Here is a 26,136-nt window from a genome sequence, read left to right on the forward strand (position 1 = left end):
TCAGTTCAGTTGCTTGTTCACTTGCACCAGTAAAGCCTCGATCTCCTTGCGACGACCGGCATCGGCCGTCTCCCGGCCCGCCCGCGGGGCAGCCTGCAAGGCTTTTTGCAGCGCTGCCTTGGCTTCGTTGTAACGTTTCTGACGGTAGAGGTGATCCCCCCAAAAGTACAGGCTGTCGATGCCATCGGGGTTGAGTTGCAAGGCTTGTGCGAGCATTTGCTCGGCCTTGTCTGAATCACCGAAACCCAGGGGCCAGCCCGGCACCCGGTCATAAAGTGCGCCGAGGCTGGTGTAGGCCGAACCTTGCAGGGCCTTGGGGTCCAGGGCCAGGGCTTTTTCCAGGTCGTTCCTGGCATCCTTGACCTTGCCCAGCGCACCGATCCCACCTTCGGCCCCGGCCCAGCTGCTGTTGACGATGCCGGACCAGATCCACGCTTCGGCCACCGATTGGCGCTCTTGCTTGAATGCCGAAGCCTGGGCGGCGAGCTTTTCGAAGGCATCGGCGCGTTGGCCTTCGGGCAATTCGTATTGAATGTGCGCCCAGCGCTGCTGGATGTCACTGAGGCGTTGCTGGTCAGCCGCTTCCAGGGCCCAGACACTTTGGCTCAAGGCGCCGATCAACAGGCAAGCGAGGATTTTTTTCATGGCTTGAGGTGCTCGTTCTCGGGTTTGTGACTGAAACGACGGACCAGCGGCAGTTGCTTGCGCAGGCCACGGTCCACCAGGTTGGGCAACAGGCTGTTGAGGCCGACGAAAAAGCGTTCAGGCCAGCCCAGATACAACTCTCGACGGTCGCCGATGATCGCGTGGATCACCGCGGCCGCGACGGTTTGCGGGTCGTCGACGTTGGCCTTGAGTGCACGATTGAGTGCGTCGGCGGCCGGGCTGTTCATGGAGGTGCGGGTGGCGCGTGGCGCCACGTAGAGCACGCCGACGCGGGTATCGGCCAACTCCCGGCGCAAGGCTTCGGAAAAACCGCGCAAGGCAAACTTGCTGGCGCAGTAGCTGGCATATCCCGGGTAGCCGATCGATCCGTAAGTCGAACCGACGTTGACCACCATGGCGTTATCAGCTTGCTTGAGCAGTGGCAGGAGCAGTTTGGTCAGGCAGATCGGCGCGCTGATGTTCAGCGCCAGCATGGCGTTGATCTCGCTGTCGTCGAGTTGTTCGAGCATGGCGAAGTGATTCACACCGGCGGCATTGACCAGCAAGTTGATGCCGCCAATGGCTTCGGCGGCGGCCAGCACCTTGCGTCGATCAGCCAGAAAAGTCAGGTCGGCATCCACCCAGCACACGTGCTGCGGGTAGCGTTCGATCAGCGGCTGCAAGGCTTCGCGATGCCTCGCCACGGCCAGCACCCGTGCCCCGCTGGCGCACAGCGCGGTAGCGATGGCCAGGCCGATCCCACCGCTGGCCCCGGTCAGCACGACACGCGCGTCACACAGGCGCATGGTCCGGCTCCCCATTGCGAGGCAGGCCCCGGAACATGTCGGTGTACAACCGGTACACCACCTTGGAGGCGTGGATCACCGCCGCCTGGTCCGCCGCATCGTCCAGCCTGTTCATCAGGGCGCGATAAGTCTGCATGTGCTCGATATCCAGGGAACCGTGGGAGCTGAGGTAGCTGAACGCACTGGCCGGCAGTTCCAGGTGCCGGCGAATACTGTCGGCAGCGTGGGTCGCCAACGCAATGCTGGTGCCTTCGAGCACATTGACCATGCCAAACAGGCCGACGGGGTTGCCTCGGGCGATCAGATCGTAGAGGTAACTGACCATCAGCTCGATGGGCAACGACGGTTGGCCGTTGCGCACCGTGTCCTTGTCACCGCCGCAGGCGGCGATGTCATCCAGCACCCATTGCTCATGACCGTATTCTTCGTCGATGTATTCGCACACGGCCTTGCGCAGCCATTCCAGGCGCGTCGGCAGGCGCGCCCCGCACGCCATCATCAACGGTACGGTGTGGCGCACATGGTAGTAAGCCTGGATCAGAAAGCTGCGGTAGCTTTCCAGGCTGACCCGGCCTTCGAGGGCGTCACGGATGATCGGCAGGTTGAAAAGCGTCTGGCGTTCGTGATGTGTCGCTTCTTGCAAGGTGTCGAAAAAACTCATGATGGGGATTCCTCGGACAGAACGGGATCGGTGAGCAGCGTCCGGTACTGCTCGACAATGGCCTCGCGGCGCGGACGGCCGTTGGCGGTGAGCAGGCCGTTGGCCGTAGTGAAAGGTTGATCCAGACGTGTCCAGCGGTGGACACGTGCGTAATCGGGCAGCAAGTCGTTGGCCTTGGCGACGGCCAGCTCCAGCGCTTGATCCGTGCAATCGGCGCGGGTGGGCCAAAGCAGCGCATGGTTGTGAGGCATGGCTTCGCCATAGACGAAGGCCTGGGCGATGGCACCGCCCTGGGTGAGTTCGGCTTCAACCCATTCGGGGTTCACGTTGCGCCCGAAACTGGTCACGAACTGGTGCTTCTTGCGACCACGCAGGTAAAGGAAACCGTCTTCATCGAAATCACCCAGGTCGCCGCTGGGCCACCATTCGCCGGTGTGCATGGGTTCACCCAGATAACCCAGCAGGTTCGAGCCCTTGATCAGGACTTCACCATCCTCGGCCAGACGCACCTCCACATGGGGCAGCGGCTGGCCGACACTGCCGGCCCGATGGCCCTGCGGCCGGTTGAGACACACCACCGAGGCGCATTCCGACAATCCGTAGCCTTCGAATACTGGCAGGCCCAGGCGCTGGGCCCGTTGCAACAAATCGTGGGACACCCGTGCGCCGCCAACGGCGGCGAAGCGGACGGTGTGCGGGTTGAACATCTTCCGTTCAGCGGCCGTAACCAGCACCAACAGCAGTTGCGGCACAAGGATCAGGCTATGCGCCCGGCGCTCGGCCAGGCATCCCAGCAGCCGTGTAGGGTCGACTCCGCTGGCGCCCTGGATGCCCAGGCGTTCCTGGCTGGGCACGCTCAGCATTGCCCCGGCATACAACGCCGCATAGCAGCCAAGGTTCTCCAGCAGAACGGCCAGTGGTAGCAAGGCCAGGTGATGCCTGGTCTCGACTGGGCGGCTGGCCTGCTCCAGTTCACGGGCCACCCGCAGGAGACTCTCGGCGCCCAGGCAGACCCCTTTCGGCGTCCCGGTAGTGCCGGAGGTGAACGTCAGCTTGGCCGTGCCCGCCGGCAAACGACTCGGGCCGTCGAAATGCCGCCGCCAGAACTCGCCGCTGTGCTGGTATCCGGCGGCTTGCAGTTCGGCGTCGAACGCCGGTTCGGCGATCACTCGCTCAGCCTGGCTCTGCTCCAGGCAATGGCGACGTTGAGCCTGGCTGAAAAAACCCGGCAGGTAGACGCAGGTCAGTCCTTCGAACAGCGCCGCCAGGTCCCAGAGGACGGCGTCGATGCCATTGTCCAGGGCCAGGGCGACGACCTGGACGTTTTCCTCCCGCAGACGGTGCTGGCGGTACACCACTTCCGAATACAGCGTTGCGTAGTCGAGCTGCGAACCATCGCCCCACAACGCGATGGCGTGTCCTCGCCGCTGCGCATGCCCGCGCAACGTATCCTTGAACCGCTGCATTTCAGGCGACATCGCAGGTTTCTCCGAGGTTCGTTGGCAACCCCAGCCGACTGAACAGACCGGTATTGCGCAGATGGATGAAACCGGCGCGAATGTTTCCGACGTGGACCCACGGCCGGCTTTCGTAATAGCGGCCCCAGAGGTGGCGCTCCTCACCGAGGCGCTGCGGATCGGCGGGACACAAGGTGACGGGTTTGAGGCCCAGGCGATGAAAGCTGTTGACCAGGCCGATATTGCCGGTGAACGCGACCCACTCCAGGCCGCCCATGGCCAGCAGATACGTGATCGCGATGATGCTCAACCGAGCGCTGCCGGTGTCGCTGGCGGCCAGGTTGCCCACCTCGACGATGCCAGCGCGGTCCACCGGGCGGTCGGCCGCGGCGCTGATCAAGGGTTCGATGGGCTCGTCCAGATAACGCTCCAGAAACAGCCTTCCTTGGGCGGCGCGGCGCACCCCAGCCACAGCGCAGAGCATGCCATGCGCATCATCGAGTCCGAATAGCTCGGGCATGAAATGCCGGATATCAGCACCGTGGACCTGGCGGAAACGTTGCTGGATAAACGCTTCAAGCTCGGCACGCCGGGGGTGCGCCGGCAGTCCCCGGTGCAAATGGCGGAGCGGTTGGCCAACGTCGCCGAAGGCCAGTGGCAATTGAATGTTCCAATCGAAATCGGGCATGGACCGACGTTCTCCCCTGGGTTGTTGGGGAGAAGTATCGAACCCGTTTCTTAATGAAGTCTGAAGATGGAATACCCGGCAGGCAGTCTGCGCGTCGCTATCCCCGGGAGTGGTGCTTAGCGCGCGAGGCGAAGTGAAGCGTCATGGTTACGGTCCGTGGGATTTACACGCACCACGATAGGGAACCGCTTGGCTGGCTTGCGTGGTACTGCCGCGCCAACCGAGGCGCACATGGGACGACGCTATTGGGCGTCGAACAATCCTTCTGAGACTGGTCTACCCTCATCTTCCAGGCTCATCGCTGCTTTATCAGGGATTCGCGCCCAGAGAGGTTTCGACATGGCAGATCTAGTTAACGCCGTTGCACTTGGGCTGCTGGCTCTTCTGCCACTGATCAACCCGCCGACCACCGTGGCGCTGTTCCTCGCTTTAAGCAAAGGACTCAACCAGCGTGAAAAGAACAAACAGGCGTTCCTGACATCATTTTATGTATTTCTCATCATGGCGCTCACCTACTACATCGGTGAGTTCATCATGAAAATTTTCAGTATCTCCATACCCGGCTTGCGGATGGCCGGTGGCGGGATACTTATTGTGATGGGCTTGAAGATGCTTTTTCCGCCGCCTTCGCAACCTTCGACCCCGACCTCCAGCAACGGCACGCCGGAGACAGCCAACTTTGCCTTCATCCCGCTAGCCATGCCCAGCACTGCCGGCCCTGGGACAATCGCGATGATCATAAGCGCTTCAGCGACGATTAAGCACAGCACGTCTTTTCCGGCCTGGGTATTGGTAACAGCGCCTCCACTGATTTTTCTCTTCACCGCCCTTATCCTCTGGTTATGTTTGAGAGGGTCAGGAATCATCATGCGGGTCACTGGCGCCTCGGGCATCGATGCGATTTCACGCTTGATGGGCTTCTTGCTTGTATGCATGGGCGCACAGTTTGCTATCAATGGCTCGGTGGAAGTCGCACAGACACTCATCGATCAAAATCTTCCTCGGCTGCGCCTCCCGTAGGTCGGTGGGAGAGACGCAGCCACGTTTCCCATACGCGAGACTGCGACGCGTTTACTGCGCCCGTCCTCACGGTTTTATCAATAACTTAACAGTCCGTGAGAGCGTTCGGTCGTGCGGTCGGCATGGCGATCGAAGCCGTCTTTGCTTGCGGGTTCGCGCTGCCCAGATATCGTGACTACGCTGTGTTCGAGGATAGCGCGACGGAGCGTCGACATGGGCATCAGAGCATTTGTTGTCAGGCAGCGTGTTGGTGTCCCGGTTGCGCTTCTCGTGGGGCTTTCGAGCCTAATGGGTGGCTGCGGTAAAGAGCCTGTTTCCCCGGCTCGCCAAGCACCTAACGTCACCGTCATGACGGTGACCGCGCGTGATACGCCTGTGACCCTGGAGTTCGTTGCGCAAACCCAGAGTTCTCGCGAAGTGGAGATACGCGCGCGCGTCGCGGGGTTCCTCGATAGGCGGCTGTACACCGAAGGCGATGTGGTGAAAGCCGGGCAAATCCTGTTTCAGATGGACCGAAAACCGTTTGAGGCAGCGTTGGCATCGGCTCAGGGGCAAATGGCCCAGCAACAAGCACGCTGGGAAGTGGCCAAGGCCACCCTCGCCCGCGTCCGGCCGCTGGCCGCGCAGAACGCGGTCAGCAAGATGGACCTGGACAACGCCGTCGGCGCGGAGCGTGAGAGCAAGGCAGCCGTACTCGCCACCGAAGGTTTAGTGCGCACGGCGCAACTGAATCTGAGTTACACCACCATCACCTCGCCTCTCAACGGTCTTTCGAGCGATGCCAGGAAACAGGAAGGCAGCTACGTCACACCCGGCGAATCAGGACTGCTGACGTCCGTATCACAAATGGACCCGATGTACGTCAACTTCAGTCTTTCGGAAAACGAAACCCTGAAATACCGCAATGAAATTGCTGCCGGACGCCTGATATTTCCACCTCGCAGCGATTTTATCGTGGAAATAGTGTTGGCTGACGGCACCGTGGTTCCCGAACGCGGCAAGGTGAGTTTCCTGGCGCCTTCATACAGCCAGGAAACCGGTACCTTTCTCGTCCGGGCGGTGCTCGCGAACCCGAAGGGCCTGCTCCGCCCTGGCCAGTTCGTGCGCGCATTGGCCAAAGGCGCAACCCGGCCAAACGCTATCCTGGTGCCCCAGAAGGCCGTGCTGGAGGGCGCGAAGAGCCACTTCGTCTGGGTCGTCAATACCGAGAATAAACCCGAGCAACGGGTCGTCGAAGTCGGCGAGTGGCAAGGTGAAGACTGGATTATCAGCAAGGGCCTGCGCGCCGGCGAGCGCATCGTGGTCGATGGTGCGCTGAGGGTGACGTCGGGGGGGGCACTGAAAATCGTCGAACCGCCTGCTGCCGGCGCCAATTCGATAGAAGCCGGTGCAACCAGTGGTAACAGCCCATGAGCATTTCCCACTATTGCATTGAGCGGCCGATTTTCGCCTCAGTCATCTCGATCATCATCACCCTGGCCGGCACCGTGGCCATGCTCCAGCTCCCCGTCGCCCAGTATCCAGATATCACCCCGCCGCAGATAACAGTGGCGGCGACCTATCCCGGTGCGGATGCCCAGGTCGTGGCCAACAACGTGGCAGCGCCCATCGAGCAGCAGGTCAACGGCGCGGACAACATGATCTACATGAACTCGTCGAGCTCAGCGACGGGCAACATGACCCTCAACGTATTTTTCGAGATCGGGACCGATCCTTCCCTGGCGCAGGTGGACGTACAGAACCGGGTCAACCTGGCCTTGCCTCAACTGCCCTCCGCCGTGCAGAGCCAGGGCATCCAAGTGCAGAAGAAATCATCGGCGTTCATGATGGTGCTGGCGGTGTACTCGGCGGGCGACCGCTATGACAGCACCTACGTCGCCAACTACGCCAATCTTTATATCCTCGATGCGATCAAGCGTATCCCTGGCGCGAACCAGGCCAGCATCTTCGGCACGCCAGACTACGCCATGCGGATCTGGCTCAAACCCGATCGCATGGCCCAGTTGGGCATCACCGCCGCCGATGTGCAGAGCGCCGTGGCCAACCAGAACCAGCAATTTGCCGTAGGACGCGTCGGTCAGTCGCCAACGGGCTCTGCCGTGGAGCAATCGTTTGCCGTGACCACCAAGGGACGCCTGACCGAGCCTGCGGAGTTCGAAAACATCATTCTGCGCGCGAGCAGTGAAGGGGCTGCCCTCGTGCGTCTCAAAGACATTGGCCGCGCGGAACTCGGCCAGAAGGACTACTCGCTGCGCAGCACCTACCAAGGCAAGCCGGCGACATTGATTGCGGTGTATCAACAACCCGGGGCCAACGCGCTGGACGTCTCGGCAGCAGTCACCAAAACCCTCGCAGACATGAAGGCAACCTTCCCCGAGGGCATCGAATACAAAATTGTGATGGACACTACGGCGTTCACACGCGCGTCGATCTCCGAGGTGATCCATACCTTCTTCGAAGCACTGGTGCTGGTGGTCGTGGTGGTCTACATCTTCCTGCAGAGCTTGCGCGCCACCTTGATTCCGGTGATTGCGGTGCCGGTGTCAATCGTCGGTACCTTTATCGGCATGTCAGCCCTGGGTTTCTCCGTGAACATGCTGACGCTGTTCGGCATGGTACTGGCCATCGGTATCGTGGTGGACGACGCAATCGTGGTGGTGGAAAACGTCGAGCGCAACATGCACGTCCACAAGATGACGCCCAAGGACGCTGCCAAGCGGGCGATGGACGAAGTCGCCGGTCCGGTGGTGGCCATCGTACTGGTACTGTGCGCGGTGTTTATCCCGGTAGCGTTCATGGGTGGCATAACCGGCCAACTCTACAAGCAGTTCGCAATCACCATCGCCATTTCCGTGGTGATTTCCGGCCTGGTTGCCCTGACCCTGTCTCCAGCGCTCGCTGCCGTGCTGCTCAAGCCGCAGCACGGTAAAAAAAATGCGTTCTTTCGTTGGTTCGAACGCAGTTTCGAGCGCATGACCGAGGGTTACTCACGCGCTGTTGCGTTCATGATCAAACGCTTCTTACTGGCCCTGTTGCTCTTTGCGGGCATGATCGTGTTGATCCTGTTGATGGCGCAGCGCATACCCAGCGCGTTCCTGCCCCCCGAGGACCAGGGGTATCTGCTGGGCGCGATCATCATGCCTGACGCTGCCAGCCTCGACCGAACCGGCGAAGTCGGCAAAGTGGCCAGTGATTTTTTCATGAACGATGAGGCCGTGGAAGGCGTCGCCATCGTCAACGGCTACAGCCTGCTGGATGGGCAGAACAAGAACAATGCCGCCGCGTTCTTCGTCGGCTTCAAGGATTTCGAAGGACGCTACAAGGACTCGGACACCATTGCGCAGCAAAGCGCCCCGGCGGTCCTTCAAAAAGCCGCTCATGGTTTTTCCACCGTTCAGGAAGGCATCATCCTGCCGGTCAACCCTCCGTCGATTCCTGGCTTGGGCACCACCGGCGGCATGGAGGTGTGGATTCAGAGCAAGGGCGACGCGAGCCTCGACCAGTTGTCCGAAGTGGTCGGCGCGCTCATGACGAAGGCTAAGGAGCGCCCGGAGCTCGGTCCCATCACCTCGACCTTCAACGTTCATTCGCGCCAGTTGATGGTCGATGTCAACCGCGAAAAAGCCGAGAGCCTCGGCGTGCCAGTGGAAGATGTCTATAGCGCCATGCAAACCATGTTCGGCTCGCTCTATGTCTCACAATTCAACAAGTTCAGCCGGCTGTGGCAGGTCATCCTGCAGGCCGAACCGTCCTATCGCCTCAAGGCCGAAGACCTGCAAGAGATTTACGTGCGCAACAGAAACGGGGAAATGGTGCCACTCAAGGCGGTGCTGACTACCCGCTACGTCACGGGCCCCGACCTGCTGACCCGTTTCAATAACTTCCCGGCGGTCAAGCTGACCGCCAATGCCGCCCCTGGCTACAGCTCCGGCCAGGCGCTCAAGGCGCTGGAAGAAATCAGCGCAGAGATCATGACCAATGATTATTCGCTGGCCTTGAGTGGCGAGGCGTTCGAAGAGAAAAAGAGCGGCGGTGCCTCGTCACAGGTCTTTATTTTCGGCATGGTGATGGTGTTCCTGATACTGGCCGCCCAGTACGAAAAATGGTCCTTGCCCATCGGGGTGCTGCTCGCTGTGCCCTTTGCCCTGTTCGGTGCCCTCCTCGCCGTACTGATCCGAGGCCTGAGCAATGACGTGTACTTCCAGATCGGCTTGACCATGTTGGTGGCACTCGCCGCCAAGAACGCCATCCTGATCTTCGAGTTCGCGGTCCTCAACCGGGAAAATGGCATGTCGGCCTATGACGCCGCGATGACCGCCGCCAAGGAACGTCTACGCCCTATCGTCATGACGTCGCTGGCGTTCATTCTCGGCTGCGTGCCGCTGGCAATTGCCGTCGGCGCATCTGAAAATAGCCGTCACTCAATCGGTACGGGTGTCATCGGCGGGATGTTGGCAGCGACGGTGGTCGCAATCTTTTTCATCCCGCTGTTCTACTACCTGGCGGAGCGGATGTTCGGGAAGAAAGACAGTGCCCAAACGGCCGCTCAACCGGCGCTATCGGCACCACCCGCACAGGTCTCGGGCAGTTCAGCAAGCCACGGGCAGGAGCGCGATTGACATGCACAAGCCCTCTCTCTCGATACTGCTGTGCCTGGGCCTGGCGGGCTGCCTGGTAGGCCCGGATTATGAACGTCCCGACATCGACACCCCGATGGCCTACCGTTATGCGGACAAGGAAGCGAAAAACCTGTCCAACGCGCTGTGGTGGGAACAGTTCCAGGACCCGGTGTTGGATGAGCTGGTCCGAAGCGCCTTGCTTGAGAATAAGGACATCAAGATCGCTGCCGCGCGCGTCGAGCAATTTCAAGGGCGCTACGGTGAGGCCAGGTCCTTGTACTTTCCCCAGGTCGGGTTGGGTGCGCAAGGTCAGCGCAGCCGATCACCACGCGACAATGGCCCAGTGCCCCTGGACTCGTCGGTCGACCCGGTGTTCAACAATTATCAAGCCCTTCTCAGCATGAACTGGGAACTCGACGTATGGGGACGATTGCGGCGCCTCAATGAGTCCGCACGTGCCGATTTGCTTGCATCCGAAGAAGGGCGCCGTAGCGTCATACTCAGCCTGGTGTCGTCCGTGGCGACGAGTTACGTGACGCTACGTGGGCTGGACCGGGAACTGGAAATTGCCCGCACGACAGCTAAGGCGCGTGGTGATTCCTACGAGATCTTCAAACTGCGCTATGGCGCCGGCACGATCTCCGAAATGGAGTTGGCGCAAAACCAGTCCGAATACCAGCGGACGCTGGCTTCGGTGGCGCAATTTGAACCTCTCGTCGCGCAGCAGGAAAATTTGCTCGCCGTGCTCATAGGGCGCAATCCAGGCCCGATCTTGCGCGGACGCGACCTGGCGCAACTGACCGTGCCGTCAGTGCCTGCCGGTTTACCCTCAAGCCTGCTGGAACGCCGTCCGGATTTGCGTCAGGCCGAGCTGAACCTGATTTCCGCGAACGCACAGATCGGGGCGGCCAAGGCCCAATATTTCCCGAACATCTCCCTGACCGGGTTGCTGGGCTCGGTCAGCAACCAACTTTCGAACCTGTTTACCGGGCCCGCGGCCACTTGGTCTTATGGCGTCGCGGCGAGCCTGCCCATCTTCACTGGCGGTGGCATCGCAGGGCAGGTCCAACAAGCCGAAGCCTTCCAGCAACAAGCCCTGCTGACGTACCAGAAAGCCATTCAATCAGCCTTCGGCGATGTCGAGAACGCCTTGGTAGTGTCGAGCAAGTCTCGCGAACAGATGGCGTTCCAGGCGGGCCAGGTGGAGGCACTGCGCACTTACGCCCACTATGCACGGCTGCGTTACGACAACGGCTACACCAGCTACATCGAGGTGCTGGACGCAGAACGCAGTCTGTTTGACGCCGAGCTAAATTACACACGCACCCGGAGCTCGGTCTTTACATCCATGATTGATATCTACAAGGCCACCGGCGGCGGCTGGGTGACCGAGGCGGATAAGCTGACAGCTGCCGATGTGCAGGGACAACGCTGACAAACCAGTCTCTCCAACGAAAAGTTAGCGGGACCGTTATTACCCAGGGCGGCTGTAGGTTGAACTTGATTCGCGAGGGTACCTGTCAGAATATTTCAGGAATTCGCTTGATCGGATAATCCGATTCTTCATAGCCGCCTGGTTTCTGCCGCTTGGGCAAGGATACTTTTCCCCTCGGCACTTTCTTGTAGGGGATTCGACTGAGCAAGTCGGTCAAGATGTTGAGGCGCGCCCGGCGCTTATCGTTCGAATCAGCCACCCGCCAGGGGGCGTGTTCTGTGTCAGTCGCCTTGAACATTTCGTCACGAGCACGAGAGTAGTCGTACCAGCGGCTGTACGACTTGAGGTCCATGCCGGTCAGCTTCCAGATTTTACGTCCATCCTTGATCCTGGCCTTGAGCCGGCGTGTCTGCTCTTGTTCACTGACTTCCAGCCAATACTTGAGCAGGATGACACCTGAATCGACGATTGCACGCTCGACGTTCGGCGTTGTTTTTAAGAAATTTGCAACCTGCTCCTTGGTGCAAAATCCCATTACCCGCTCGACGCCTGCGCGGTTGTACCAACTTCGATCGAAGATCACCACCTCACCCGCTGCGGGCAAGTGCGGCAAATAACGTTGCACATACATCTGGCTTTTTTCTCGATCGGTTGGTGCCGGTAACGCCACCACACGAAAGACACGTGGGCTGACGCGTTCGATGAGTGCCTTGATTGTCCCACCCTTCCCTGCACCATCACGCCCCTCAAAGACGATACATATCTTGATGCCCTCCTGCTTCACCCATTCCTGTAACTCCACCAGCTTGACATGCAAGCGGCGAAGTTCAGCGAAGTAGTCTTTATTCGCCAGTTTCGTTTTCGCGGCGGTATCGTCTAAACGGGAAACTCTCTTGCCTTTCGCCATACCAAACCTCTGGGATTCAAGGGCCTGACTTTTGATGAATTGATTCGGCAACTCGTATCATCCCGAGGCATGACTGGCTTGTAGAACCGGGCTATACGGGTCTACCTCAGTGTAGATTCAAATAACTTTGCCGCCACTGATTGTCGAACGGGCGTGGCGTTTCTCGGGTTTTTTGTTCGAAAGCATTGGGTTTATTTTCGCGTCAACCCGCGTCTCCGGGCGGGGCTTTTCAATATGTAATTGGGCGGCCCGACCCTATTGAGGTCGCAAGTGATTAATCAGCGCATTACCAGACTTTGATCCATGTCAGTTGAGTGAGCAGCAAGCGAAGCTAACCTGCATTCACACTTCTCCGCTCTGGAGTCATGCTGTGCGCGGAGCTCATGTTCGCCACCGCCAAGGACCACACCATACCGGCAAGGTCGCGGTGATCGGGTCGTTGTCGGACATTGAAGCAATCGTGCAGGGTAACGCCGGCACGCGTGTGAGTATCGCTGCGACGGGGATCCGTTATCAGCAAACGACACGCAGGGGCAGCTTCCTTACCCCTGTTCAGAGTTTTCTTTCCATAGGAGAGACGAAATGGCTAAGTTCGAGCCCGGTCATCTGCACATCGAGCGTCATGCGTTAAACACTGACGATGTCAGCTACGACGTGTGTATCGATTATGAAGTCATGCAGCACCCCAAGGAAGGCAAAGGGATGCACTTCACAATGCACGGCAGCATTCAGGGAAAGGAATTCAGCGAAACATTTTACCTGCCCAAAGATCAAGCCTACAACTTCGCCAGGAACGTAACGCAAGTTGCCGAGAAATACGGCATCCCTAAGACAATGAGTAGCATCGGCTCGATGCACAAGGATTACGACGCCATGTTCGAAGATGTCCGCAGGCAGTTGAACATGAAATCAGGCGATCCAGTCAAACCTGAGCACTTGGAGTGAGGAGCTATCAAGTCGGGTGATGAGAAAGCGCTCAAGCCGCCAGCGCATCAAACGCCGCGGCAATTTTCCGGGATTCGAGTAGGAGGCGGCCTCTCAGCCGCCGTCCTCTCACACCACCGTACGTACGGTTCCGTATACGGCGGTTCAGGTTATGCGGATAAACCGTTGATCGTATCCAGTATCGAGACCAGTCCAAGCCGATCCCACCGTTTCTTTGGCAGCGCCTGATTCATATGTGACGCTCCCGAGTTCCACCATGGGCATCCGCCACGTAAGGTTGCCGCGGCTGGGGCGGCACCGGTGCTGGCGCCAAACAGACCGATCCGCAGCGCGCGCAGTCCAGGGTCGCGGCCGGCCCAGTCGATCACCTGGATCAGGCGCCTGGCCAACAAGGGAATATCGAAACGCAACTCCCCGGTCAGATTGTCCATGCGCTGCTCCGACTCCGTGAGCAGGTCGAACAACAGTGAACCCAAGCCACGACGGGCGAGGAAATCGGCCACGTATTGATTACGTGGGCTGGTACGGCCGCTGCCACTGCCATGGACGAAGATCACCAGGGCCTGGGTCCTCGCCGGCAAACGCAGATCGGCCGACAACTCGACGCCTGGCAGGTCGATGGATCGAGATTGAGGTTCAAGCATCAGGAGGCTCCGTCGTGCAACCGCTCGCCGCTTCCCGCTGCCAGGCCTGGTGCATGAGATCGATGACTTCTTCGTCCGACGTCTGGGCGAAATCCAAATACCAATAACCGATCGACATCATCCACTCGGGAATGAGCGGGCAAATCACTTCATTCACTTCGCTGCGCAACGCCTCGACCGTTTCCAGCGGAGCAACCGGCACCGCGACAACGATGCGCGCCGGGGACTGCACGCGTACCGCATGAACCGCGGCCATCATGGAGGAACCGGTTGCCAGGCCGTCGTCGATCAGGATCACGACTTGGTCCTTGAGCTGCAAGGCCGGGCGATTACCCCGATACAGCTGTTCGCGACGCGACAATTCCTGCGTTTCCCGGGCGACCACGGCATCGAAACTGGCGCGGTCGATCGGGTGCACCCGCAGCGTGTCGTCGTTGAGAATTTGTATGCCACCACTGGCAATGGCCCCCATGGCAAATTCAGGGTGCGACGGGACGCCAAGTTTGCGCACCAGCATCAGGTCCAGCCGTACATTCAGGGCCGTCGCGACTTCATAGGCCACCGGGACGCCACCACGGGGCAAGGCCAGGATGATGACGTCAGGTCTATTGGCATATTTGAACAAGGGCTCGACCAGTCGCCGACCGGCCTCGACACGGTTCGGCAAAGTGGTTTGCAATGAGGGGCTCTGAATCATGGGAACCTCCTGAGACGATGGTGCCTGTCGGTTCGCTATGGACGATCCTGACCGCTAGATGGCCAGGACGCTGCAAGTTACCCGGTACAGGGTATGTTCGGTCGTGCTGCCCAAAAGTTTCTCCAGGCCATGGGACTGGACCCTGCCCATCACAATCACGTCCATATGCTGTTCATCGGCAAATGCACTCAGCACCGCGACAGGGTGCCCTTCAATGAAGTGACGGCGGTCAGCGGCCACGCCATGTCGGTCAGCCAGATCGAAAAAGGACTTTTCTTGTTCTTTGCGCAACTGCTCGCCAAGGTCCGGTAGCGCTAGACCGCCGCCGCCCATATCGCCCATGTACACCATCGAGATGTCGCAGGCGTACAGCAAGTGCAACTCGGCATCGCATTGGATGGCGAGTCCGCATGCCTGTTGGATGATCCGCTCATTGAGTTCGTTGTCCTGCGCCAGGGTACTGGACGCATCGACCGCAGCCACGACCTTGCGGGGCAAAGGATGGTCGCTTTCACCCAGCAGGTACACCGGTACCGGGCAATGGCGCAGCAAGCGCCAGTCCAGGGGGGTGAAAAAAGCCCGCTTGAACGCTGACTCGTGCTGCACTTGCTTGATCAGCAAGTCGGGCTGCATCTCGGTGACGTGATCGAGAATGTCTTGCTGCATGTCATCGGCCCAGGTCACCTCCGTGGTCACCTCGATGCCTCGGTCGCGCAGGTGATTCGCCTGGTTCTTGAGCCAATCGCGATGGTCTTGCAGGTAGCCTTCGCGCGCCTGCTCCCGGTCACCTTCTTCGAGCAGTGACAACAGTTTCCAGGAAGGGATCAACGCGGCGATGTGCAAGCTCGCACCACTGGCCTTGGCCAGGGCCCCAGCGTGTCCCAGGGCATGGGAGTGGCGCAGGGCCGGGTTGATGATCAGCAATAACCGTTGATACTGGCTCATGGTCGGACTCCATGGAACTGGCACGTTTGTTCACTACCTATCACCGCGGGCCATTGTCGTATCTGCCGCTGCAACGGGCACCTTCGTTGTAGGTTCACCATCCTCTGTCAGGGCAATCGTGGCGTTGATATATATCAATGACTTTCGTCGACCAGGCCTTCAACGGCGCATGCGTGTCAGGACGGGTTGGCGGTTCGCCCTCGTCAATCACCGGCCTTTGTTTGGACCGCGATTGATCAATGTCAATCTCGTCAGTGGCAACCGGATTACCTTGGGTACATAACCCATGGTCTACGGACAGGAGAAAGGCGATGACGATCCTATTGGCCAGTCAGCGGGTGCGCCTGTATGACAGCAAAGAGCTGGATGACGTGCTGCAGGCTATGGCGCACAAGGCCGCGACTCGATACAGCGGCGATAAATATGGGGTGAGCATCCGCTGGACACGCGACGAATAGACGAAACCCGATTAAACCAAGCCGGGAAACAGCATGCACTTCTTAGCCTTGGCAATGGACTTTGACGGGACCATTGCCGAAAACGGCAATGTCCCACCGCAGGTCTGTGCAGCGCTCACGCGCCTGAAAGAGAGCGGACGCAAGTTGCTTCTGGTGACCGGCCGGGAACTGCAAGCGCTCAAGCACCAGTTTCCACACCTTGACCTGTTTGACCTGGTGATCGTCGAAAACGGCGCGCTCTTGTACGACCCCGTCACGGACACCGAAGAGCTCATCGCTGATCGAGCGTCGACTGAACTGGTGGCCAGCCTACGTGATAAAGGGGTCTCGCCGTTGTCGGTCGGCCGATCAGTCATCGCCACGTGGCGTCCATTTGAAAACACGGTGATCAGCAGCATCCGCGAACTCGGCCTGGAGTGGCAGATGACGTTCAACAAGGACGCGATCATGATCTTGCCTCCTTGCGTGAACAAAGCGTCAGGGCTGAGCGCTGCTCTGCGAAGACTGGACATCTGTGAGTTGAACGTAGTGGGCGTGGGTGATGCGGAAAACGACCACGCTTTTTTATCGATCTGTGGCTGTGCCGCGGCCGTGAACAATGCCATTGCCTCGATAAAGTCCAGCGCGGACGTGTGCCTCAGCCAGGACCATGGCGACGGGGTCTGCGAACTGGTGGAAATGCTGCTGGATAAAGACGCCGCGTTGGTGCCCATCGAGCGCACCGGGATCCCGCTGGGCCAGACCGCTGATGCGAACAAGGCCTGGCTGCCTGCGGAGTCGGTGCTGCTGGTCGTTGGCAATTCGGGCTCCGGCAAATCCAGTTTCATTACCTGGCTGACAGAGCGAATGGTCCAGGCTCGACAGGATTTCTGCATCATTGATCCAGAGGGCGACTATCTGACCCTTGATGACGCGGTAACGGTGGGTGGCCTGACCGTGCCCCCGACGACCGAGGAGTCGGTGCAACTGCTGCTACAGGCGCGGCTTAACGTTGTGGTCAACGCCCTGGCCCTGGATCCGGCGGCGCGTGTGCAACTGTTTGGCGAGCTATTGCCCGCAATTCAGCATCTTCGCAACGTTTCGGGCCGCCCCTATTGGCTGATCGTGGACGAAGCACACTACATGCTTCCCCACTGTGCCAATTGGCCTCCCGGCTTTCTCGGCAACATGGGGGCCATCATCGTTGCCCTGAACTTCGATCAAATATGCCCGGCGCTCCTTGAGGAGGTCGACGTGCTGGTCACGTTCGGCAGCACTGCCCGGCAACTGGTCGAACAGTTCGCCAAACGCATATCGCATAGCTGGCCCGCCTTCCCAGAGCGTCCATCAGGCCTGGAACATGCCTGTCTGTGGAACGTACGAAAAGGCGAACAAGTGCTGCTGCTCGACCAGGTCCAACCAGACCAGAAGCACCATCGTCACAGCGGCAAGTACGTTTCGGGAAATGTAGGCGCATGGCATGCGTTTCACTTTCCAACCCTGGGCAAAAGTGCCGCGAACCTGACGGAGTTCCTGTCCCTCTCGATGCAACTGTCCGATGTCGCTCTTGGCGAACATATGAAGGCCGGCGATTTTTCCAGCTGGTTCCGCCATGTGATCCGAGACGATGTGCTTGCCAACAAGACACGCCTCATTGAAACGGACAGCACCCTGCCCCCCAACAAAGCATTGGAGCAAATCAAACTATGGGTGCAATCGCGCTACCACCTTTAGCGGCATGCCGTTCGCATCCGGGGTCAAGCGCGCTGCTCCGGATTGCGCTTGAACAGTTCCTCAAGCGGCTAGAGCTTATGTTCAAAATCAAATAAAACTAGCCGCCTGCCAGTCCCGATCCTGGGCCTGGGCTGCATCAACCGGAATTCGAGCCTGGCATCGAAAGCGACGTCAGTGGCGCAACAACCTACGCAACGGAACCCCATCCTTGAGCACAGGGGATTTGATGACAATGTAACTGAAGTACTTGGAAATGCCGATATTCTTGTCCAGCAACCCTTCGATCACTTCCTGGTAATGCTGGATGCTGCATGTCATGAAGCGCACCAGGTAATCGTAACCCCCGCTGATCAAATGGCACTCCAGTACTTCATCGACCAAGCGAATATTGGATTCGAACTTGGCGAAGTCTTCCCGCTTGTGGTCGCTAAGCGTGATTTCAGTGAAGACCGTGACCGAGTCAGTGATCTTGGCAAGATTGAGATGAGCCCTGTAGCCGGAAATATAACCCGCCGACTCAAGCCGCTTGACTCGCTGCAGGCATGGGCTGGATGACAGCCCCACGGCATCGGCCAGACTGACGTTGGTCATTCGACCGTCCTTTTGAAGTTCAACAAGGATACTGATATCAATTCGGTCTAGTTTTATTAAACCTTCCATCGGGTACCCCTCGGTTGTCTTCAGGTTGACAGCGGTTTTAGCAAATTCAACGGCGCAAAGATAGCTGATGCTGAGCGACGAGGTCGGCCATGCTGGTGATGTAGAAATCGGCAAAATATTCTTGATTATCAGGCTCATGGCCACGGCGGATCAGGCAAAGACCCGCTGACTTTGGCGGTTGTGCCGGCGGCCGGGATACTTGCATGATGTTCTCAGGCTTGAGCTTGTTCGCCTGTAGCCATGCTCCATCCTCCAATGGATTGTTGGCGCGCGAATGCAGGTCCTCGGGAGGGATCCCCAAACGCTCGCAGAGCTGGTCGCGATCCTCGGCATCGCGGTCGCAGTACACCAGCAACCGGTAGAACTTGCGCAGGTACAGCATGGCACCGGGCGCGTCCTCGAACAGCGACCAATTGCAGGCCGAGCGGGCAAAGCTCATGCCCTCCTCCCAACTGACCTTGAGGCCCAAACGCTCTGCCAGTTGACGATGGGCAAAGCACAATAAACCACTGAAGCCCAGTTCGGAAAAACGCGGATAAAGCCCGCGCACCGCCGCGTCGAATTCCGCCAACACCGCGTCCCTGCCTGGCAGGCCCGGATGGTTGTCGAGCAAGGGTTGCAGGGCCGTCCAGACACCGGAGTCCCGATCCACCAAAACTTCGTCGCAATCGATCAGCAGCGCACGATAATCAGTCAGGTGCATGTGTGTCGCCTCCCATGATGCATTCATCAATCCGTATGCGCTAAATGCCCTCGGTCGGCACATCGTTACAGGTGCCGACCGAGACCTGAGATTAATCCAACACGCGTAGCAAAGCTGCTTCAAGAATGGTCAGTGCTTCGTCGATCTGGCTTTCTTCGGTAACCAGGGGCGCCAAGAAACGCAGGACATTTCGGTACACCCCGCATTTGATCACCAACAGCCCGCCTACCCGGGCCTGGTCGATCAGTCGTTGGGTGAGTTCGGCGTCGGGGCTGCGGGCCTCATCGTCCTTGATCAATTCGATGGCGAGCATGAAGCCGGTGCCGCGTACGTCACCGATACGTGGGTGACGTGCTTGCAAGCGCAGCAGGCCCTGACGCAGCCGCTCGCCCAATGCCCTGCCGCGCTCGAGTAGCTGTTCCTGTTCGTAAGCTTCGATCACCGCCAACGCGGCTGCACAGGCCAAGGCGTTACCGCCATAGGTGCCGCCGAGGCCACCGGGCAAGGGCGCGTCCATGATGTGCGCACGTCCCACTACGCCGGAAATGGGCAAACCACCGGCCAGGCTCTTGGCGACGGTGACCAGGTCTGGCTGGATTCCGGCGTGCTGGAAACCGAACCATTTGCCGGTACGGCCGAACCCGGTCTGGATCTCATCGAGAATGAGCACGATGCCGTGTTGCTCGGTCAAGGCCCGCAGCGCCTGGAGAAATTCCGGTGGCGCGGACAAGAAGCCGCCGTCGCCCTGCACCGGCTCGATGATGATCGCCGCGACGCGATCCGGAGCGACTTGGGTCGCCAGCAATTCGTTCAGCGCCTGCAACGCCATCTCGCTGCTGAAACCGCGATAGGCATTCGGGTAGGGAGTATGGAAGACCTCAGGCGCGAGGGGACCGAAATTCTGCTTGTAGGGCTGGCTCATGCCCGTCAGCGTCGTACCCAGCAAGGTACGCCCATGGAAACCGCCACGGAAGGAAATGATGGCGGGACGATTGGTGTGGGCGCGGGCGATCTTCACCGCGTTCTCCACTGCCTCCGCGCCGGACGTGAACAGCGCCGCCTTATAGGCTTGCTCGCCACCCACGAGTTCGCACAAACGCTTGACCAGGTCGAGATAGGGCTTGTAGGCCACCACCTGGAAGCAAGCGTGGCTGACCTTTTGCAGTTGGGCCTGCACCGCCGCGACCACCTTCGGATGATTGTGCCCGATATTCAAGACGCCAATGCCGCCGACGAAGTCCAGATAGCGCGTCCCGTCCACGTCCCACACTTCGGACCCCTGGGCCCGGTCGATGACCAGCGGATGTGCGGTGACCAAACCCCGTGGCACGAATTGATCGCGTTGACGGAGCAAGCTTGGGGTTTCTTCGACTTTACTGTTCATGGCATCTCCCACAGTGAACCAGGCAACCGGGGAACGGTTGCGATGTGTTCCACAGGTTAAGCGTTCGACGCAATTGTCTAAGCCGAACTTGGCCTCTGGGAAATTCGGATCGACTGTTTTCACCCCGGCAAACAGCAGATTCCTTCAGCCGGCTCCAGTCCCATGGAATCTGCCGGCAAACGCTCCATACAACGCAGTGTCATGCGATTACACAGGCTCTTTCGATACATCCTGCTTTGCCACTCGGGCATGCTGAATGTTCCCTATCCAGTACGAGAAGTGACCCATGGCCCTGCTTTATAAAGCCGACCCGGTACGCGGTGAACTATGGAAGCGTCTATTCGCCGAGCACGCGCCGGATATCGAATGGCGTGCCTGGCCGGACATCGGCGATCCGAAGGACATTCGCTACCTCGCCGCTTGGCAGGCGCCGGATGACGTCGAAGCACTGTTGCCGAACCTCGACGTGCTGTTCGCATTGTCGGCCGGGGTCGACCAGCTTGACCTTGACCGCCTGCCCGCCTCCCTGCCGGTAGTCCGTCTACTCGATCCTGGCATCACCCAGGGCATGTGCGAGTACGCCAGTTTCGCCGTGCTCAGCCTGCACCGGGATATGCTCCGTTATCGCCAGCAACAGCTCGCCCGGTGCTGGCAGGCGCACCTGCTGCAACCAGCGGCCCAGCGTCGGGTCGGTGTCATGGGGCTTGGCATGCAGGCCCAGCAGATCCTGGCCACCCTAAAGACCTTTGGTTTCGCCTTATCCGGCTGGGCACGCAGTGAACACACTATTGTTGGCGTGGATTGCTTCGCCGGTGATGAACAACTCCCGGCGTTCCTTGGCCAATGCGACATCGTGATTTGTGTCCTGCCATTGACCGAGCAGACCCAAGGGATTCTCAACCGCAGGTTGTTCCAACACCTGCCCAAGGGCGCGGCCCTGGTCAACATGGGGCGCGGTGGACACCTGATCGAAGAGGATCTGCTCGAGGCCCTGGCCAGCGGCCAGCTCAGTGCCGCGGTGCTCGACGTCTTGCAACAGGAGCCGGCCGCACCGGATCACCCGTTCTGGCAGCATCCGCAGATAGTGCTGACGCCGCATATCGCGGCGATGACCCAACCTGAAAGTGCCTTTGGCGTGCTGCTGGACAATATCCGTCGGCATCAACGCGGCGAATCGATGCTCGGCCAGATCGATCGCCAGCGACGTTATTGACCCGCGCCGCCCCTGCGTCGATGAAAAGCACCGAGGAAAAATCCACTGATATTTGCTGCTGAGCCTGCTGCCGATTTGAGCAATAACTGCGGCGCCTGGAGCCGCAACTTATGCAATCTACCGAATCCAGGTGTGCCCCTTGTCAGGCCTGGCGGCAGGTGAGATACCAACACTTTCAGCGGAGAAATCCGCCCGGTCACGCGCCCTGTCCATGGAGATTTGTCATGTCCAACACGCAACGCCCAGCCTACGTCTATCGCCCCATGACCGCTGCCGATGTGGCGGCGGCCCATGCCTTATCGGTGCAGTTGAAATGGCCTCACCGTTTGGCAGACTGGGCCATGCTGCAGCGTGTTTCCCAGGGATTTGTCGCGGAGGACGAGGGACGTCTGATTGGTACGGCATTCACTTGCCCGCAGGGTGATTACGCCACGATTGGCCTGGTGATCGTCAGCGATGAGTACCAGGGCCAGGGCATCGGTCGCAGATTGATGGAGCTGGCGCTCCAAGCGTGCGGCTCGCAGACCGCCATGCTCAATGCGACGTTGGCCGGCGCCCCCCTTTATGCCAGCCAGGGATTCGTTGACTTTGGCCATATCCAGCAGCATCAGGGCAACGTATTGCCCCCCGTCCCCACAGACCTGCCATCCGGCGAGCGCCTGCGCCGCCTGACCGACGCGGATCGAAGCGGCGTGATCGCACTCGCCAATGCTGGCAGCGGCCTGGATCGGCATGCCGTGCTCAACGATCTGTTCGACAGTGTCGACGAGGTCATGGGCATCGAGCGCGATGGGCAACTGCGCGGGTTTGCCCTGCTGCGTCCATTCGGTCGTGGTCGTTACATCGGCCCGGTCGTGGCAGAAAATCCAGAGCAGGCCAAGCACTTGATCGCCGTGTTGCTGGCACAAGTGCCGGAGACTTTTGTGCGCATGGATGTACCGTCCGACTGCGGCCTGGGTCCCTGGCTGGAAGCCGCCGGGCTGAAGCAGGTCGACACCGTTGCACAAATGGTTCGCGGGACCCCGCCCCAAGCCAGCGGCGGCGTACATCAATTTGCGCTAGTGACCCAGGCCATCGGCTGACTTCCCTACACCATCCCCTCTCGGAGAAACATCCTCATGCTCGAACCCACTGTCGTGCTGTTGGCCCATGCCAACGGCACTCCCGCATCCACAGTGTTCACCCGCGGCTCACTTGGAGCCAACGATCCGTTCGACAGGCAGATTGCTTATATCGGGACCGATGACATGGCTGCCGGCATCGTCCAGGCGAGCGGACGATTCAGCGTCGATGCCTACCCCTACAGTGAAACGATTGTGGTCCACGCGGGCTGCGTCACCTTGCAGAGCCAGGATCACTCGCTCGAACTCAACCCGGGTGACAGCGCTGTGATTGCCCGCGGTACATCCGTCCGGATCGAGGCGCAACCGGGTTCGTTCTGGGCGTTCTGTGCCGATATCCAGCCTGTTGAAGTGGGCAGCATGGGGCTGACGCCTCTCCCCCCGCAGACCCTGCTCTCTCCTTCGACGCCTCCGCCTGAGGAATTTTTGCTGAGCCCGACACCGCAATGTCGCTCCAACAATTTGTTTGTCGAAGACGCGACCAATCTGCGTATCGGGATCTGGGATTCGACACCTTATATCCGTAAGGCGCGGCCACACACAATGCATGAGTTGATGCACTTGCTCGAGGGCAGTGTCGTGCTGCACCTCGCGAATGGGACGGGGCTGGTGGTGAATACTGGCGATACGGTGTTTGTGGCTAAGGGGGCTCCTTGCGCTTGGAAGAGCAGCGTCTACGTGCGCAAGTTTTATGTCTGTAAGTGATCGTGTCGTGGGGCTTTTTTGGGTGTGAATATCCGTTGTTGCGGTAACGGCTGCTTAAGGTTCCGCCCTGACGGCGGAACCCTAAGCCGGCGTTACTCAAATAACCGATATACACACCGTAAAAAGCTCACAAAAGCGCCATGGCAATAGCCTGCCCCACATCTTGAGTCGACCCCTGCCCCCCCAGATCAGGCGTAATCGGCCCCTCGGCAATCACCTGCTCGATGGCCCTGAGAATACCGTCATGGGCCGCGCGGTAGCGCTCATCGCCATTGCCGAGGAAGTCCAGCATCAAGGCACCGGACCAGATCATCGCAATCGGATTAGCGATGTTCCGCCCGTAGATATCCGGCGCCGAACCATGAACCGGTTCAAACAGCGAAGGAAAACGTCGCTCCGGGTCGAGATTGGCCGAAGGAGCGATGCCGATGGTGCCAGCGCAGGCCGGCCCGAGGTCAGACAGGATATCGCCGAACAGATTCGACGCCACGACCACATCGAAACGATCAGGCTGAAGCACAAAACGCGCGCACAGGATATCGATGTGTTGCTTGTCCCAAGTGACGTCCGGGTATTGCTGCGCCATGAGCGCGGTGCGTTCGTCCCAGTACGGCATGCTGATGGAAATGCCGTTGGACTTGGTCGCTGCGGTCAGGCGCTTGCGCGGCCGGGTCTGGGCCAGGTCGAAGGCGAACTTGAGGATCCGGTCCACGCCGCGGCGAGTGAACACCGATTCCTGCAGCACGAACTCATGCTCGGTGCCTTCGAACATCTTTCCGCCAATCGAGGAGTATTCGCCCTCGGTGTTCTCGCGGATCACCACGAAGTCGATGTCCCCGGCTTCGCGCCCGGCCAACGGGCACGGCACACCGGGAAACAGCCGTACCGGGCGAATGTTCACGTACTGGTCGAAGTCCCGGCGAAACTTCAGTAGCGACCCCCAAAGAGAAATGTGGTCCGGCACCTTGTCCGGCCAACCCACGGCGCCAAAGTAGATGGCGTCGAAGCCCTTGAGTTGTTCAAACCAGTCGCTGGGCATCATCTGCCCATGCTCCAGGTAGTAATCGCAGTTGGCCCAGTCGAGCACTTCGATGCTCAAATCCAATTGCCACTTCTGCGCGGCCTGCTCCAATACCCGCAGCCCTTGCGGCAAGACTTCCTTGCCAATACCGTCGCCGGCAATCGCGGCGATTCTGAATGGTTTGCTCATCAACCGTGCCTCCTCTGTTCAAACGTTGACCGGATCACAACCCACCCATGTGGAAGGCTTTGACTTCAAGGAATTCATCCAGGCCGTACTTGCTACCTTCGCGCCCCAGGCCCGATTGCTTGATACCGCCAAAGGGCGCGACGTCCATGGAAATAAGCCCGGTATTGAGGCCGATCATGCCGAACTCCAACGCCTCGCCGAACCGCCATGAGCGGCGCAGGTCCTGGGTGAAGAAATACGCGGCCAAGCCATAAGGCGTTGCGTTAGCCAAGACCAGCGCCTCTTCTTCAGTGCTAAAGCGCATCAGTGGCGCCACCGGACCGAAGGTTTCTTCGTTGGCCAGCAGCATCCCAGCGTGGGTTTCGCCGAGTACGGTCGGCTGGACGAACTGGCTGTCGCCCTGGGGAATCTCACCACAGAGTAGACGCGCGCCTTGGCTCAAGGCCTCGTCGATGTGTCGAGCAACCTTGCTGACCGCCGCCGCATTGATCAGCGGGCCTATGTTTACGCCATCCTTCAGGCCATCGCCGACCTTGAGCTTGCCCACCTCCTCCACCAGGCGCTGGGCGAAGCGCTCGTAGATCCCGTCCTGCACCAGAATCCGGTTGGCGCAGACGCAGGTCTGCCCGGCGTTGCGGAATTTGCTGAGCATGATGCCGGTCACCGCCTGCTCCAGGTCGGCGTCGTCGAACACGATGAACGGCGCGTTACCGCCCAGCTCCAGGCTCAAGCGCTTGATGTGTTCGGCACTCTGGCGCATCAGCAGCCGACCGACCGCGGTGGAACCGGTGAAGGAAAGCTTGCGTACCGTTGGGTTGCCGGTCAGCTCTTCACCAATGCCGACAGGCATGCCGGTGACGACGTTGAACACCCCGACCGGAATGCCGACCCGCTCGGCCAGCACGGCCAGGGCCAGGGCCGACAGCGGGGTCAGGTCCGACGGCTTGACCACGATCGTGCAGCCGGCGGCCAGGGCTGGCGCGCACTTGCGGGTAATCATCGCGTTGGGGAAGTTCCACGGGGTGATCGCGGCGCAAACGCCGACCGGTTGCTTGAGGGTCAGCAAACGGCGGTCGCCGCTGGGGGCCTGGATGGTTTCGCCGTAGACCCGTCGGGCTTCTTCGGCGAACCATTTGACGAAGCTGGCACCGTAGCGAATCTCACCCTGGGCTTCCGTCAGCGGCTTGCCCTGTTCGCAGGTCAGGATCAACGCCAGGTCATCGAGGTTGTCGATCATGGCCTGATACCAGCGATCCAGCAGCGCCGCTCGTTCTGCCGCCGGACGTGCGCGCCAGGCCGGCCACGCACGGTCGGCGGCTTCGACGGCGCGCCGGGTTTCGCTGCCTTGTATTGCCGGTACCCGGGCGAGCACTTCGCCGGTGGCCGGGTTGATGACGTCCAGGGTCGCGGCGTTGTCGGCGCCGACCCACTGACCGTCGATGTAAGCGAGTTCCACCAGCAGGCTGGGGTCTTTCAGGCGATTCTTGAGCATGGCGTGGA

General features: G+C 59.8%; 23 protein-coding genes and 3 pseudogenes. 11 read left to right on the top strand and 15 right to left on the bottom strand.

What is annotated here, in order from left to right; translation table 11 throughout:
* Genes VQ575_RS15125 through VQ575_RS15145 form a run of 5 tightly spaced genes read right to left on the bottom strand, consistent with a single transcriptional unit; the run spans position 1 to position 4,257 of the window.
* Positions 1–645: a tetratricopeptide repeat protein gene (locus VQ575_RS15125; protein WP_039589679.1), complete on the bottom strand. Its 645-nt coding sequence runs from the start codon at positions 643–645 to the stop codon at positions 1–3.
* Complete coding sequence (locus tag VQ575_RS15130; RefSeq protein WP_039589677.1) at positions 642–1,451, bottom strand: SDR family oxidoreductase; 810 nt, start codon at positions 1,449–1,451, stop codon at positions 642–644. Before VQ575_RS15130 ends, VQ575_RS15125 begins: the two co-directional genes overlap by 4 nt.
* Positions 1,438–2,112, bottom strand: coding sequence for a TenA family transcriptional regulator (locus VQ575_RS15135; RefSeq protein ID WP_325917856.1), 675 nt, complete (start codon positions 2,110–2,112; stop codon positions 1,438–1,440). Before VQ575_RS15135 ends, VQ575_RS15130 begins: the two co-directional genes overlap by 14 nt.
* Entirely contained in the window at positions 2,109–3,590 is a 1,482-nt protein-coding gene (locus tag VQ575_RS15140; RefSeq protein WP_325917857.1) for an AMP-binding protein, read from the bottom strand. Before VQ575_RS15140 ends, VQ575_RS15135 begins: the two co-directional genes overlap by 4 nt.
* Positions 3,580–4,257, bottom strand: coding sequence for a thermostable hemolysin (locus VQ575_RS15145; RefSeq protein WP_039589671.1), 678 nt, complete (start codon positions 4,255–4,257; stop codon positions 3,580–3,582). The genes VQ575_RS15140 and VQ575_RS15145 overlap by 11 nt, the downstream gene beginning before the upstream one ends.
* A gap of 339 nt (positions 4,258–4,596) precedes the next feature.
* Here VQ575_RS15145 and VQ575_RS15150 point away from each other — a divergent pair, with 339 nt between their 5' ends.
* The 4 genes from VQ575_RS15150 (at position 4,597) to VQ575_RS15165 (ending at position 11,331) form a co-directional block, all read left to right on the top strand.
* Positions 4,597–5,277: a MarC family NAAT transporter gene (locus tag VQ575_RS15150; protein WP_045156245.1), complete on the top strand. Its 681-nt coding sequence runs from the start codon at positions 4,597–4,599 to the stop codon at positions 5,275–5,277.
* Positions 5,278–5,490: 213 nt separating this feature from the next.
* A complete protein-coding gene (locus VQ575_RS15155) occupies positions 5,491–6,690 on the top strand; it encodes an efflux RND transporter periplasmic adaptor subunit (protein ID WP_459213868.1) in 1,200 nt (399 codons plus the stop codon).
* Positions 6,687–9,896, top strand: a complete 3,210-nt coding sequence (locus VQ575_RS15160) for an efflux RND transporter permease subunit (RefSeq protein WP_325917858.1) — start codon at positions 6,687–6,689, stop codon at positions 9,894–9,896. Before VQ575_RS15155 ends, VQ575_RS15160 begins: the two co-directional genes overlap by 4 nt.
* A 1-nt stretch (position 9,897) precedes the next feature.
* Positions 9,898–11,331 carry an efflux transporter outer membrane subunit gene (locus VQ575_RS15165; protein ID WP_039589666.1) on the top strand — a complete coding sequence of 478 codons (1,434 nt, stop codon included), beginning with the start codon at positions 9,898–9,900 and terminating at the stop codon, positions 11,329–11,331.
* Positions 11,332–11,416: 85 nt separating this feature from the next.
* Here VQ575_RS15165 and ppk2 read toward each other — a convergent pair whose 3' ends face one another.
* Complete coding sequence (ppk2, locus tag VQ575_RS15170) at positions 11,417–12,238, bottom strand: polyphosphate kinase 2 (RefSeq protein WP_039589665.1); 822 nt, start codon at positions 12,236–12,238, stop codon at positions 11,417–11,419.
* A gap of 412 nt (positions 12,239–12,650) precedes the next feature.
* Between ppk2 and VQ575_RS15175 the strand changes: the two are divergent.
* Positions 12,651–12,752: pseudogene (locus VQ575_RS15175) on the top strand (carbamate kinase); the annotation flags it as partial.
* A 68-nt stretch (positions 12,753–12,820) separates the two neighbouring features.
* Positions 12,821–13,183 (top strand): DUF5064 family protein, encoded by a 363-nt coding sequence (locus VQ575_RS15180; RefSeq protein ID WP_325917860.1) that lies wholly within the window; start codon positions 12,821–12,823, stop codon positions 13,181–13,183.
* A 149-nt stretch (positions 13,184–13,332) separates the two neighbouring features.
* Here the strand turns inward: VQ575_RS15180 and VQ575_RS27260 are convergent.
* The 4 genes and pseudogenes from VQ575_RS27260 to VQ575_RS15195 all read right to left on the bottom strand — a co-directional run.
* Positions 13,333–13,452 (bottom strand): annotated as a pseudogene (locus tag VQ575_RS27260) (group II intron maturase-specific domain-containing protein); the annotation flags it as partial.
* Between the two features lie 15 nt (positions 13,453–13,467).
* Positions 13,468–13,827: pseudogene (locus VQ575_RS15185) on the bottom strand (dienelactone hydrolase family protein); the annotation flags it as partial.
* On the bottom strand, positions 13,820–14,524 hold the full coding sequence (locus VQ575_RS15190; RefSeq protein WP_045156237.1) for a phosphoribosyltransferase: 705 nt from the start codon (positions 14,522–14,524) through the stop codon (positions 13,820–13,822). The gene VQ575_RS15190 and the pseudogene VQ575_RS15185, both read right to left, overlap by 8 nt.
* Positions 14,525–14,578: 54 nt before the next feature.
* Positions 14,579–15,469 (bottom strand): universal stress protein, encoded by an 891-nt coding sequence (locus VQ575_RS15195; protein WP_325917861.1) that lies wholly within the window; start codon positions 15,467–15,469, stop codon positions 14,579–14,581.
* 311 nt (positions 15,470–15,780) lie between these two features.
* On the opposite strand from VQ575_RS15195, the gene VQ575_RS15200 reads away from it, so the two are divergent.
* Together VQ575_RS15200 and VQ575_RS15205 are read left to right on the top strand one after the other, a co-directional pair.
* Complete coding sequence (locus VQ575_RS15200; RefSeq protein WP_411829894.1) at positions 15,781–15,927, top strand: hypothetical protein; 147 nt, start codon at positions 15,781–15,783, stop codon at positions 15,925–15,927.
* Positions 15,928–15,960: 33 nt separating this feature from the next.
* A complete protein-coding gene (locus VQ575_RS15205; RefSeq protein WP_045156235.1) occupies positions 15,961–17,640 on the top strand; it encodes an HAD-IIB family hydrolase in 1,680 nt (559 codons plus the stop codon).
* A 171-nt stretch (positions 17,641–17,811) separates the two neighbouring features.
* Here VQ575_RS15205 and VQ575_RS15210 read toward each other — a convergent pair whose 3' ends face one another.
* The 3 genes from VQ575_RS15210 to gabT form a co-directional block, all read right to left on the bottom strand.
* Positions 17,812–18,300 carry an Lrp/AsnC family transcriptional regulator gene (locus tag VQ575_RS15210; protein ID WP_008146530.1) on the bottom strand — a complete coding sequence of 163 codons (489 nt, stop codon included), beginning with the start codon at positions 18,298–18,300 and terminating at the stop codon, positions 17,812–17,814.
* A 46-nt stretch (positions 18,301–18,346) separates the two neighbouring features.
* A complete protein-coding gene (locus tag VQ575_RS15215) occupies positions 18,347–19,003 on the bottom strand; it encodes an HAD family hydrolase (RefSeq protein WP_325917862.1) in 657 nt (218 codons plus the stop codon).
* 91 nt (positions 19,004–19,094) lie between these two features.
* Entirely contained in the window at positions 19,095–20,387 is a 1,293-nt protein-coding gene (gabT, locus tag VQ575_RS15220; RefSeq protein WP_039589650.1) for a 4-aminobutyrate--2-oxoglutarate transaminase, read from the bottom strand.
* Positions 20,388–20,673: 286 nt separating this feature from the next.
* Between gabT and VQ575_RS15225 the strand changes: the two genes are divergently transcribed.
* From VQ575_RS15225 to VQ575_RS15235, 3 genes are all read left to right on the top strand, one after another.
* On the top strand, positions 20,674–21,600 hold the full coding sequence (locus tag VQ575_RS15225; RefSeq protein ID WP_039589649.1) for a 2-hydroxyacid dehydrogenase: 927 nt from the start codon (positions 20,674–20,676) through the stop codon (positions 21,598–21,600).
* A 224-nt stretch (positions 21,601–21,824) separates the two neighbouring features.
* Entirely contained in the window at positions 21,825–22,682 is an 858-nt protein-coding gene (locus tag VQ575_RS15230; RefSeq protein WP_325917864.1) for a GNAT family N-acetyltransferase, read from the top strand.
* A gap of 36 nt (positions 22,683–22,718) precedes the next feature.
* On the top strand, positions 22,719–23,426 hold the full coding sequence (locus VQ575_RS15235) for a cupin domain-containing protein (RefSeq protein ID WP_325917865.1): 708 nt from the start codon (positions 22,719–22,721) through the stop codon (positions 23,424–23,426).
* Between the two features lie 127 nt (positions 23,427–23,553).
* On the opposite strand, the gene VQ575_RS15240 is transcribed toward VQ575_RS15235, so the two are convergent.
* Together VQ575_RS15240 and VQ575_RS15245 are read right to left on the bottom strand one after the other, a co-directional pair.
* Positions 23,554–24,636 (bottom strand): tartrate dehydrogenase, encoded by a 1,083-nt coding sequence (locus tag VQ575_RS15240; RefSeq protein WP_039589646.1) that lies wholly within the window; start codon positions 24,634–24,636, stop codon positions 23,554–23,556.
* A 34-nt stretch (positions 24,637–24,670) separates the two neighbouring features.
* Complete coding sequence (locus tag VQ575_RS15245; protein WP_325917866.1) at positions 24,671–26,128, bottom strand: NAD-dependent succinate-semialdehyde dehydrogenase; 1,458 nt, start codon at positions 26,126–26,128, stop codon at positions 24,671–24,673.
* Between the last annotated feature and the right edge of the window lie 8 nt (positions 26,129–26,136).

Source organism: Pseudomonas frederiksbergensis, from assembly GCF_035751725.1.
Classification (GTDB): Bacteria; Pseudomonadota; Gammaproteobacteria; order Pseudomonadales; family Pseudomonadaceae; genus Aquipseudomonas; species Aquipseudomonas frederiksbergensis_A.